Genomic DNA, 11540 nt, shown 5'->3' with positions numbered 1-11540 from the left:
TTTCGGGGTCGTTCACTGTCACTCGGCCTGTCGTACGCCGCGGAACGGCCTGCCATTGGTGAATCGGCCAAAGATGCGATCTCCGGCCACATGGATCACCGCGGTAACCCCCTGGGCATTGGAGAATCGAAACACGCCACTGGACTCCCGTTCCCACGTCGCTCGCTGACGACGTCCCTTGAACATCACGATTCCATCACCGCCGCGTCGGAACTCCCAAACGAGACGCGGGCCGTCCTTCACAGCCACCGACCATTTCCCAAACAGCAACTCATCGGCGGAAGGCTCGGTGCCTCCGGGACGCCCTTTCTGCTTGCGCTCCCGCTCAGCATCTTCCAACCGCTGGATCCACACCGCCACGTCTTTCCCAGCCTCCGCCGCGGCATTCAATTGGGCACGTGCGAGCCGGGAATCCGAATAGCGGTCAAAGGCCAAGAAGACTCCGGTGACGAACTCTTCGTCCGGCCAGGTGCGCAATTCCGGCTCAGCAAGTTGAAGCCAAGTCGCCGAATCGAGTCGAACAAGCGGGTACGTGACCTCGCCACCGCTCGCATTGGTGAAGATCAATGATGTCCCCGATGCCTCGGTCGTACGCCGATCGAATCGAAGTTCCTTGGACAACACCTTCAACGGCGTCGATCGCGTCAACTTTCCGGCCGCATACTCGACGGTCTCGAACAGCCTTTGAAGCCGCTTGACGGCGTCCAGGTCTTGCTGCAATCGACTTGTGAACCCGAAAAAATCGGAGTCCTCCAGTCCGTTCTCGAGCAGATTGATTGCCAACGAATACTCGCGTCGCTGCAACAGCGATCGCGTTTCGTCCCAAATCTGCTGCTGCGGATCGACCTCTTCGGCAAAACCGCGTGGAGCGGCGCAATCGGTGACTGCGACGATGAACGAAACGCAGAGAATCACTCTGAGAAAGAACTTTTCCATGGGGTCTACCGATTGCTGGAACGTGGCCGGATTCTTTCAAGACGCTTCTGAAGGCGCGGCAATGCGGGATGCTGTCACGAGAACAGAGAATAATCTCTAAAAACTCCCAACACGAGAAATCCGCACCTCAAACGGCACAGGCAGCAGCGCTGGTGTCTAGCCTTTTGGCGATTTCCGGTCGCTGCTTCGTCGCGCCCGCGAATCGACAATCGATCGCAATTCGTACGATTTCCGAAGCACGGGGACGTGATCACGCGGACCGTCCGACGCGGCCGACCAGCATACCGGCGGCCAGCAGCAAGGTGATGGTCAGTACGCCGATCGACGTGGCCACGATAATTTTGAACGAGGCCCGGCCGGTAAACAATTCGTTCCACGTCAGTCGCTGGTCGGCATCGATGCCCTGCAGCGTGAACATCGCCACCGGCTCGCCCCGATCCGGGCCCGGACCGGTCGCTGCAACCGTGCTGGCAAAGATCTTGCCCGTGTCACTGTGACACTCCAGGCACCCGGTGACTCCCAAGGACCAGCCCGCCGGACGGACGTTGTGCGCCATCGGCCATCGGATCATGTCGATCGCATCGTTGTCATCGACGTCGATCTTCTTGACCGTTTCCGGTTCGTCTCCGCTGGCATAAACAAACCCGCTGGAGACATAAACGGCCTGCGGAAGATCGAGCTCTTCTTCCAGGGCGGCGATCGCGGCGGAGATTTTTTCAGCGAACAGTTTTTCGCCCGCCTCCTTGGTCGCCGCTTCGACTTTCGCCGCTTCCTCTTCGGTCCACTCTTCGGGTTTGGTGCGGTAGCGATCCTCCCCGAGTGCCTCCTTCATCTCCGAACTGCCTAGCTTTGGCGACAGCAATTCGCTGCTAAAGTCGCTGCGGACACGAAGCGCCCGGCGCGTGATGTCGTACACCTTGCTGGGATCCAGCGGCGTCAGTTTGCCGTCGACCAGGCTGGCCCAAAACGCCGGCCACACGGCGCGGTGCGGGTACACCCGTCCGTCATCGCCCTTGGCATAGACGGGACCCGCGATCCGAGGCAATTCGGTTCCGTCGCGATGGCCTTTTTCGCCCAACGAGTGGGCCAGGGAGGTCATGATCCCGAGTGCCTGGTCACGGGGCAGCGGTCCGCCGTGGCAGGCCGTGCAGGAGAGTTTTTCGAAATGCAACGCGGGCAGCCCGGCATGGGCGGGATGCGGCGAACCCAATCGCCCGGCCAATTGATCGGTGGCGTATTCGTCATGCTGCGGATGGTCCTCGCCCGTCCGACCGAGTTCATCGACGAAGTCGGCGCCCATGTGACAGCCGGCACAGGACAACGTGACCATGTCTTTGCCGCTGGGGTGTTGTTCGCCGGGGTAGGCACGGACGATGTGGTGGTCGATCCCGTTGCGGTGGCAATCGACACAGGCCATTCCGGCCCGCAAGTGGACGTCTTGATCGTGCGTCCAACGAGGCTGAATCCCGTCCGCGTCGACGGTCCGATTGCTATGGCATTGGTAACAGGCATTGTTTTGGGGCTGGCGGATCAAGTCGACGAACACCGTTCCGTCGGCGGCAAAACGTGACGCGTCATAGCTGACTTGGGGCAGCTTTTCTTTCGTCGCCTCGTCGTCGGGATCCGCCCCCTCTTTGATCCGCGAGACTTGGCCGTCAATGGTTCCGATCTTCATCGCGGCGGTGGCGGCCCAGGCAAAATTTTCTTCGGCGATCTGGTCCCGCCGGGCGTTGAAATCGTACGCCCCCGAGACTCCGTGACATGCCAGACAATCGATTTCCAGCGAGCCCGACAGGGGCCATCGCGACGGCGACGCGGTTTCGTCCGCCGCATCGGCATCGTCGTCCTCCCCGCCGCCCGACTCGTCTTCTTCGGGGGCGTGGCCGAGTCCGCCGCCGGGGATGCGTCCGCCGAACTGGCGGACCATGGCCCACTGGTCGATCCCGATTTTCCGCGGGTCGAAGGTTTGGTCCCAATCGCGATAGGACAGCGGCAGCTGGGTTCCGGTGCGGGAATCGGTCCAAATCCAAGGTTCGCCTTGGCGGCCGTCGTCCGATTCGGGCAGAAAGGCGTTAAAATGCCAGCCGTGGGAGATGGTTTCGTAATCGTGGCATCGCCCGCAGGTATTCAGGCTGGAATAAGGCGTCGTCGAATCCGGTTCGATGCGTCGGTTGTTCACATCATACAAATGGATGTGATGCAAAAACCGGGCGTCGCCGTCACTGTGTGCATAATTCGACCCGTCGGCGGCGATCAGGGGTTGCGATGCCGCGATCAGCCCCAACAGGGCAGCGCAGGCGAGGGAACGAGACCATTGTGAAAACGATTGCGGCAAAATCATAGGAATTTTTCAATCCGTGGTCCGGGCTTCCGGGGGCAGCCCCATTCCCGGCAGCGTGTCGGGGCAACATAATTCGACAGCTTAGCATTGTTACGTAAATTCGTGTCCCACCGATCACCAACCAAGGTTTTTCTCATGGCTCAAACTGGCGTCATTACTTTCAAGGGCAACCCGATGACACTGGCCGGCGAGGCGTTGAAGGTGGGAGCACCGGCTCCCGATTTCCAACTCCACTACGCCGACGGCGGGATCCAAACGCTGACGTTGGCGGATCTGAAAGGCAAACCCAGCATCATCAGTGTCGTCCCCAGTTTGGACACGCCGACCTGTGCGATCCAGACCAAAAAGTTTAACGAGGAACTGGCCGCCCTGGGCGACAAGATCAACGCCGTCACCGTCAGCCGCGACCTGCCGTTTGCCCAAGCCCGATTCTGCGGGGCCGAGGACATCAAGATGCGGACGGCCAGCGACTACCAAACGCACGCCTTCGGCAACGATTATGGATTGACGATCGAAGAGCTGAAATTGCTCACCCGTGCCGTGTTCGTCTTGAACGCCGACGGCGAAATCGCCCACAAAGAAATCGTCGCCGAAGTCACCGAGGAACCCGACTACGCGACCGCGCTGGCAGCCCTGCGGATGCTGCTGTAAGCCCCCTTTACCAGTGAGCCAACGGCTCAGTTTGTGATCGAAAGCGGGGAGATCGGCGAAAGCCTAGACACCAACGCTTCCTGGCATTCCATGTCACCATGGTTCTCGGGTAGTGGACGAGGCGACGAGTCCATTCGGATTGCCAGCTGCCAGGACTCCTCGCGTCGTCCACTACCGTTCGCCTTGATTCACCGCTCACCACGATGTCAAACGAACATCACCCACGCCCGAGTGACGATCTCCCCATCGTCGTTGCGGCGCTGTACCGATTCGTCGCCTTGCCGCACCACCAACAGTTGCGGCCGTCGATCGAATCGGTGCTGGCCGAAAACGACGTGAAGGGATCGTTGCTGTTGGCCAGCGAAGGTATCAACGGAACGATCGCGGGATCGCGCGCCGGGATCGATGCGGTGCTCGAGCACTTGCGATCGATTCCCGAGTTTGCCGAGCTGGAGGTCAAAGAATCCGCTTGTGCCGAACAACCCTTTCGCCGCAGCCGGGTCCGGCTGAAACGCGAGATCGTGACGATGGGCGTCCAGGGCATCGATCCCAATCAGTCGGTCGGCACCTATGTCGACCCGAGTGACTGGAACGACCTGATCTCCGATCCCGACGTCGTCTTGATCGACACCCGGAACGAATACGAGATCTCGATCGGCAGTTTCGAAGGTGCCCAGAACCCACACACCGAATCGTTTCGCGAATTCCCCGAGTTTGTCGACAAGCACCTCGATCCTGCCAAGCAGAAGAAGGTCGCGATGTTTTGCACCGGAGGCATCCGATGTGAAAAATCGACGGCGCTATTGAAGCAAAAGGGGTTCCAGGAGGTCTATCACCTCCGCGGCGGAATTCTCAAGTACCTGGAAACCGTTCCGCAGTCAGAATCCAAATGGAACGGCGACTGCTTCGTGTTCGACCAACGCGTTTCGGTCGGACACGGACTGGCCGAAGGGGAGCACGTGATGTGTTTCGCCTGCGGCTGGCCGGTGTCGAAAGAAGACCAGCAACACCCGGATTTCAAAGCCGGCGTGCACTGCCCGAATTGCGTCAACGAGATTTCCGAAGAACGCAAACGCCGCTTCGCCGAACGGCAAGCGATGTGGGAAAAGCAAGGCCGGGTGCCCAAAGGGCATTCCCATCCGTAGCCTGGGGCCAGGAAACGGAGTCAGGATTTGGGTTCGTGTCGTAGCGGAAGCCGCCAAGGCTTTCGGCCTCCCGGCGCGGCGTCGCCGCGCCAGCGGCGAAACTCTTGGCGAGTTCCGCTACCCGAAGATCAAGCTACGGGCATTGCGAGTCGAGGTGTTCCAGCCAATCGTCTGAGACCATCGTGAACTTCAAGGATGCACCATGGAATGTGCAGCCATTGTCACCGGACATTTCGACGTCATTGAGCTCAAGCGTCGACAGGTTCGGAAACAACTTGAGACGCATCGGTCCCACATCACCGAGACGAGCACTGGGAATCGCAACGTCAGTTACGCACTGACTCTGAAACAGCGATAGCGTGGTCGATTCGCCAAATTCAACCGTGCCGCCGACACCTTCGATGTCTTCAATCAGTTGACGACGTGCCGCATCCTGTCTTTGCAAGTACGCAAACCAGACCGCAGCGAGCACGATCACGACAAGCACGCTCCGCAATGAAAACTGTCGCCGAGACGATTTACGCATCCAATTCAACTCCCACTCCTTTCTGCGAAAATGAATTGCGATCAATCCGCGCATGCAAAGCGATCGTGCGACAGAACGTTCTCGCCCCTCATGCTGACCGGTGACAAGACTGGATTAGAGCGGATGCTGGCCGTGGGTGCCAGTTTCAACCATCCCAGACAAATTCAAGGTGCGTGGCATCTGCCTGATTCGCACCATGCCCCCGAGGAACGTGACAACGAAAAAGCCCCACGGATGGCAGCGCGTCCCCACGGATCCCCGGCTGCTTTTCATCCGTGGGGACGCTTTGCCATCCGTGGGCCGAATTGACTCTGGATTCGGCGTCCGCCCAAGACGAACCGATGCTACACCGCGGAGCGGTGCCACACCACAGCCCGGGGTTGAGAAGCGCACCCCGGGTGATGGCTCCCACATGGAATTTCCAGCAGCCTCGCTTCGCACGTTGATGGGCGGCAACCGATCGGCGCGTCAAGGACGAAGGCAGGGTGGAGAGACTCAAACGCAGAGGCGCAGAGAGCGCAGAGGTCGATGCACTCAATTCCCCATCTCTGCGTCCTCTGCGACTCTGCGATTCAAAATGATGTGCGAATGGTGCAACCCAACGCTGAAAATGATTCCTGCGTGATGCGTCTGATCACGGGTATCGAATCGCGAATGACACCACTCTCGATTCGCCTGCCACATCTTCTGCAGCTCCCTTGAGGGTGAAAGCCAATTAAAGGAATTCAATTCAGCTCAAGCATCAGACGTCGGTTTGTCTTCGTTCGCCGAGTCGACCGTGTCCCGGAAAAGATAAAGACCACGCAAAGACGCCGAGTCGCAAAGGGGTAGCCTTGAATCTTTGCGGCTTGGCGACTTAGCGTGAGATCCTTCCAGCGAGCAAGTCAACGCGTCAATGAAACGTGTCAGATCAGTCGCCACAAAAGCACGAGAAGACAGTAAAAAAGAACCGCGAATGGCAGCGCGCTCTCACGGATCCCTGGCTGCCTTTCATCTGTGGGGACGCTCTGCCATCGGATCAAATGGTCAGCGAGAGTCTTTGGAATCCGCATCAAACGGTATTCGCGAGTTGCGACGGTCGTCAAACAGACGACCGTCGAGCCGACGCTGCCGTTCGGACTCAGCAAGAAAATCGCGACGTCGGATTGTATCCACAATGAACGCGAAGACATCACCGGCATACCAACATGCAAGAAAAAGCAAAGCGGGCACGACCGTAAACATGAGCAGGGCGATCGCTACGGCACCACCGCCGCCGGACATCATCATGGCATTTCGGGATTCATCGTGGCGTGAGCGTCATTGAGGTCTCCGTGGCTTCAGTCGGCGAACGACGGACATCACGGGGGACGGAGGAAAGATCTTCTATTTCAAAATCCATGCAAGCGGTCCTTCAGTACATGCTATGGTTCGGGTGCTTCGCCTGCGATGCGGGACGATTCATGACCGTCATGAGTGGTCTTTGCGCGACGAGCGAATGTCGAGTAGAGGGCAACCAAAACTATCGTGAGAAACAATGGTGGTATCCAGCCCATGACAAATAACGCGGCGTTCATTCCGACCCCATCGTACATGTAGTCGCCACTTTGGTAAGCAATTTCACGCAGTGCTGGCAAGTTGAACTGCATTCGAAATTGAATCGTGGCATACCAAGACGTCAGTGAAGACAGCACGATGCGAGCAAGCCAGTTTGGACCTGACGGCGATTTCGCTGGCCAGAACACAAAGACCGCAGGGATCAAAAACAGTGACGCGTTCATCCCGGCACTGCCAACGTCAGCGCAAAGTTCATTCGGGAGCCATCGAATTGGGCGGATCATCGCGAGCAACAGATCGACGCTAATAGCGCCGAGAATAAGTCCGCCGATGATGAAAGAGTTGCGCATCATTCGCCAACGAAACGGCCCGTGGTAACTACGTCAATAGACTCAACCCGGCGACTTACGTGCATCGCCGGGTTCGCCGCTATGCAGCGTCGGGCACGAGGAAAGCCGCGATTCGATAGGCCCCGTACACGAATCCCCAACCAATCATAGTGGACGCAACTGCGATTTTCCAATTTCCGCGCATCCAATTCCGAGAGCCAACGATCAATGATACGCCGCTGATCGCCATTCCCACGAAGAGGATCGGCGGAATCAACCGAAAGGCAAGGTCCAAGTCTGAAGAAATCGTAGTAGCCCAAATCTGATAACCCCAAAACACTGACATGCAAATAAGCGGGACTCCGACCAGCAGGCAAAGCGTGGAGGGAACGACGCGGTACCGAAAGCCGCGTTGATTGGGTTTGCTCGATGAATGTTCGGTCGAGCTAGCAAACTCACTGGCTGCGTTCGCTCCATTCTCAGGCGGCTGGTACGGATTCGTCATCACATCAGTTGGCGAAACTATTTACAAATTGGTCTCGTGGACCGGGGCTGAACCGGACCGGCGAAGTAAAACCATCTTGCCAGGTGCGCTGCGGTGCGTACCGAGCCTGGAAGTGTTTGGGACGTGGGGGGTGGGGCAAAACGATGGTGGCAAAACGATGACGAGAAGGCTGGCAGAATGAGGTGGGGGCGACGAGGGTTGTTGGATGGTGGTGGGGTGTTTGGGTGGGTGACCGCGTGGCGGTCAGGGGGGAACAGCTGAGACAGCGGTTCTACACTTTTGGGACGGTGGTGCTGCGGTTTTAGCCGCGGGTGGGGCGGACGTCGGCGAGGATTTTTTCGAGCTGTCGCATGCTGCGGGACAGCAGCACTCGCACTGACACGTCGGTCTTGCCCAGCTTCTCGGCGATCTTTTTGGTCGGCATTCCTTCGGCATATCGCATCTGGATCGCTTGCCGTTGCTCTTCGCCGAGCGACTGGACGGCGGCGTGCATCCGCATCATCCGCACGTCGCGGCTGAACGCCGCGCTGGGGCTGGTCATGCTGGCGGCCAACAATTGTTCCAAACCCGGCGCGGAATCGTCGGACGATCCGCTGCTGCCGCCGGCATTGAGCGATTGTTGTCGATTGGCGTCGCGTCGCTTGGCATCGAAGTGAAAGCGGTGGGCATCGACGACGCGTCGGCGGGCGAGTTGTTGCAGCCAATCCATCGGCGAGTATTCATCCAGCGGTGCGGTCGGCAATCCTGACAGGGCGGCCGCGGAGATCTCTTGGACTAAATCGTCGACTTCGACCACCGCCAGCAAGTGCTCCCCGGTGATCGAGCGCACGAAACCGGAAAGCTGGGATTGATGCTGATGGATATACTCCGCCAGCGCCGTGGCATCCTTTTGTTTGATCCGTTCGATCAGCGCCAATTCGTCAGGGGTTTCATCGGGCATTTCAGATCATCGTGAGAGCGTGGGATGCGGTGTGTGTTCGTTCGGCCGCAGATGCGTGAATCGACACGACCGAGTATAACGAACATCACCCGACCGGCGGATCGTTCTCGGCAAACCCTCTCCTGATCGTCTTCACGCATCCATGACCGACAGGACACCCCCAATCGACGACGTCTCCGGCCCGAAGTCCGACGCGGCCCCGCCGGTGGATCCCGACGCGACCACCAATGTCCCGCTACGTGAATCCGCCAGCCAATCACCCGTCGATCCAGACCTGATGGATGACCTGCTGGAACGCTGCCTGGAGCAATACCTGGAGGCCGCCCCGCTGGCATCGCCGCTGGAATTGGGACGGTTTCTGCCCGAGGCGGATCTGGGCACGCAACGCTTCCTGTTGGTCGAATTGATCAAATTGGACATGGCCAGCGTCTCCGAAGCCACCGTGACGGGATCTGCCATGGCGGTCGTCCCCCGCGTCGAAGACTACCTGACGCACTTTCCCCAGGTGATGACGGCGGCCGATGTGCCGTTGGACTTGCTGATGGAGGAAATCCAGTTGCGAAAAGAGTCTGGTGAGCGACTCGACCCGACCGACTATGCCAAGCGGTTTCCGCAACACGACTCGATGATCGCCGAATTGCTGGGCGGCCAGTTGAGTGCCAAGCCGGAAGCGACCGCGGCGGCGGCCAATCGCAAGCGGCCGCCAGAGTTTCAGGTCGGGCAACAAATCGACGACTTCGTGATCATCCAAACGCTCGGCAGCGGGGCATTCGCGAACGTTTATCTGGCGCGTCAGTTGTCGATGAGTCGATTGGTGGCGTTGAAGGTGTCGCGCGGGACCGGTGACGAACCCCAGGCGTTGGCGCAGTTCGATCATCCGAACATCGTGCGGGTCTACGACCAACGAATGATCGACGATCCGCCGGCGCATTTGCTGTACATGCAATTTCATCCGGGAGGCACGTTGGCCGATGTGGTCGAACGGGTGCGCCACACGCGGCCATGGGATCGATCCGGCGATTTGATTTTGCAGTCGGTCGATCGATCGTTGCTCAAGACGGCTCAGGCGGTTCCCGAGCGATCAACGCTTCGCGAAATGCTGGGGGTGATGTCGTGGCCGATGGCAGTCGCCTGGGTCGGAATCCACTTGTCGCGGGCGCTCGAGAACGCGCACCGCCGTGGCGTGATGCACCGCGACGTCAAACCGGCCAACGTGCTGCTGTCGGCCGAGGGAGTGCCGAAGTTGGCGGATTTCAATGTCAGCTTCGCCGGCAGCGCGGGACGTGCCGGAGCGGCCAGCAGCTTCGGCGGCTCGATCGGCTACATGGCCCCGGAACACCTGCGCGCGATCTCGGCGACCTCGTTCTCGGCCCCCGAAGATGTCGGACCGAGAGCGGACTTGTATTCCCTGGCAATTCTGTTGTGGGAATTGTGGCAGGGCCGTCGACCGTTTGAATCCCAAGGTCGACCGAAATCCTGGACCGATGCGGTCAGCCAACAACTGACCGCCCGCGAATCAATCATCGATCCGGCGACGCACGGCGAAGACGCCCTTGCGCGACTGTTGGAAAAGATCCTCCGCGACACGCTGGCGTTTGCTCCGGAAGACCGGATCGGATCGGGAGCGGAATTGGAGGCCCGGCTGATCTTGGCGCTGCACCCCGACGCGGCACAGCTGTTCGATCCCGAACCGGAATCCTGGCACGGATGGCTGAGCCGTCAATCACCGTGGTGGGTCGCCGCGACGACGATCCTGGTGCCCAACGTGATCGCCGGTGTGTACGGGTACTTCTACAACAAACAGGACACCCTGGAAAAATTATTTGAAAAGGTCGAGGGGGTGCGCACGACGTTTGCAATGTTGGTGATTTGCATCAACTCGGTCGCCTATCCCCTGGCCGTCGTGCTGGCGGTCTACTTCACTCGCCGCGTGGTCAAGGGGTTGGAATCGACGGCGGCGGGCAGGGAGGCGACCGAGGAAGACCTGTTCTCGGCGCTGGAACTGGCCCACCGGGCCGCGGTGATCGGCGGTCTGCTCTGGTGCCTGGCGGCGATCTTGTATCCGGCCGTCCTGTCTTACGTGCATCCCGAATTCTCGCGTCGCGAAGTCGGGCATTTCTTTTTGTCACATGTCATCTGCGGCGGCGTCGCGGCGATCTATCCGTTTTTTGGATTGAGCATCTATGCGATCTCGGTGCTGTATCCGCGAATGGTGCGTTCCAAGCTGAACGACCCGAATTTTGACCGTCGCGTGGCAAAGCTGGTGCGTCGTTGCGAGCGATACCTGTTGCTGGCATGCCTGGTGCCGTTGATGGGGGCGACGCTGTTGTTGGTCAGCAACGAGGATGCGAAGCACGTGATGTTGATCGCGATCGCAGCAACCGGATTGGGATTGTTCGCCGCCTTTTCCGCCTACCGATACATCTTGCGACAGTGCTCGGCGATGACACCGGTGTTGTCCAGCAAGCGAGATTCGATCTTGTCGATGTAGGCGGCAAAAGAAAAAACCTCTCGCCGCATCACGATCCATCACGCGGCGAGAGGCGACCCTTTCGATCACAAACTGAGCCGCAGGCGCTAGCCTCGGCCTTACAAGAGCCGCAGGCGCTAGCCTCGGGCCTTACAAGAGCC

Annotated in this window: 9 protein-coding genes; 3 read left to right on the top strand and 6 right to left on the bottom strand. The window is 59.3% G+C overall.

The annotated features are described in order from the left end of the window. Positions 1-18: 18 nt before the first annotated feature. Positions 19-936, bottom strand: a complete 918-nt coding sequence (locus H1B37_RS18130; RefSeq protein ID WP_182868069.1) for a hypothetical protein — start codon at positions 934-936, stop codon at positions 19-21. Positions 937-1186: 250 nt separating this feature from the next. Further along, positions 1187-3277 carry a hypothetical protein gene (locus H1B37_RS18125; protein WP_182868068.1) on the bottom strand — a complete coding sequence of 697 codons (2091 nt, stop codon included), beginning with the start codon at positions 3275-3277 and terminating at the stop codon, positions 1187-1189. Between the two features lie 135 nt (positions 3278-3412). On the opposite strand from H1B37_RS18125, the gene tpx reads away from it, so the two are divergent. Both tpx and trhO read left to right on the top strand, forming a co-directional pair. Further along, complete coding sequence (gene tpx, locus H1B37_RS18120; protein ID WP_182868067.1) at positions 3413-3928, top strand: thiol peroxidase; 516 nt, start codon at positions 3413-3415, stop codon at positions 3926-3928. Between the two features lie 203 nt (positions 3929-4131). Further along, positions 4132-5073 (top strand): oxygen-dependent tRNA uridine(34) hydroxylase TrhO, encoded by a 942-nt coding sequence (gene trhO / locus H1B37_RS18115; RefSeq protein ID WP_182868066.1) that lies wholly within the window; start codon positions 4132-4134, stop codon positions 5071-5073. 133 nt (positions 5074-5206) lie between these two features. Here trhO and H1B37_RS18110 read toward each other — a convergent pair whose 3' ends face one another. The 4 genes from H1B37_RS18110 to H1B37_RS18095 all read right to left on the bottom strand — a co-directional run bounded on the left by H1B37_RS18110 (position 5207) and on the right by H1B37_RS18095 (position 8909). Next, entirely contained in the window at positions 5207-5599 is a 393-nt protein-coding gene (locus H1B37_RS18110; RefSeq protein ID WP_182868065.1) for a hypothetical protein, read from the bottom strand. Between the two features lie 1026 nt (positions 5600-6625). Continuing rightward, positions 6626-6868, bottom strand: a complete 243-nt coding sequence (locus H1B37_RS18105; RefSeq protein ID WP_182868064.1) for a hypothetical protein — start codon at positions 6866-6868, stop codon at positions 6626-6628. 134 nt (positions 6869-7002) lie between these two features. After that, positions 7003-7488, bottom strand: coding sequence for a hypothetical protein (locus H1B37_RS18100; RefSeq protein WP_182868063.1), 486 nt, complete (start codon positions 7486-7488; stop codon positions 7003-7005). A gap of 782 nt (positions 7489-8270) precedes the next feature. After that, entirely contained in the window at positions 8271-8909 is a 639-nt protein-coding gene (locus tag H1B37_RS18095) for an RNA polymerase sigma factor (RefSeq protein ID WP_182868062.1), read from the bottom strand. A 142-nt stretch (positions 8910-9051) separates the two neighbouring features. On the opposite strand from H1B37_RS18095, the gene H1B37_RS18090 reads away from it, so the two are divergent. Beyond that, positions 9052-11400 carry a serine/threonine-protein kinase gene (locus H1B37_RS18090; protein ID WP_182868061.1) on the top strand — a complete coding sequence of 783 codons (2349 nt, stop codon included), beginning with the start codon at positions 9052-9054 and terminating at the stop codon, positions 11398-11400. Positions 11401-11540 lie beyond the last annotated feature (140 nt).

The sequence above is a fragment of the Stieleria mannarensis genome (assembly GCF_014154935.1).
Classification (GTDB): domain Bacteria; phylum Planctomycetota; class Planctomycetia; order Pirellulales; family Pirellulaceae; genus Stieleria; species Stieleria mannarensis.
This window is presented reverse-complemented; position numbering and strand designations above follow the sequence as displayed.

Bases quoted from the DNA above. Each gene is read 5' to 3' on its own strand.
- H1B37_RS18130 (WP_182868069.1), bottom strand. From the start codon at position 936: ATGGAAAAGTTCTTTCTCAGAGTGATTCTCTGCGTTTCGTTCATCGTC.
- H1B37_RS18125 (WP_182868068.1), bottom strand. From the start codon at position 3,277: ATGATTTTGCCGCAATCGTTTTCACAATGGTCTCGTTCCCTCGCCTGC.
- tpx (WP_182868067.1), top strand. From the start codon at position 3,413: ATGGCTCAAACTGGCGTCATTACTTTCAAGGGCAACCCGATGACACTG.
- trhO (WP_182868066.1), top strand. From the start codon at position 4,132: ATGTCAAACGAACATCACCCACGCCCGAGTGACGATCTCCCCATCGTC.
- H1B37_RS18110 (WP_182868065.1), bottom strand. From the start codon at position 5,599: ATGCGTAAATCGTCTCGGCGACAGTTTTCATTGCGGAGCGTGCTTGTC.
- H1B37_RS18105 (WP_182868064.1), bottom strand. From the start codon at position 6,868: ATGATGATGTCCGGCGGCGGTGGTGCCGTAGCGATCGCCCTGCTCATG.
- H1B37_RS18100 (WP_182868063.1), bottom strand. From the start codon at position 7,488: ATGATGCGCAACTCTTTCATCATCGGCGGACTTATTCTCGGCGCTATT.
- H1B37_RS18095 (WP_182868062.1), bottom strand. From the start codon at position 8,909: ATGCCCGATGAAACCCCTGACGAATTGGCGCTGATCGAACGGATCAAA.
- H1B37_RS18090 (WP_182868061.1), top strand. From the start codon at position 9,052: ATGACCGACAGGACACCCCCAATCGACGACGTCTCCGGCCCGAAGTCC.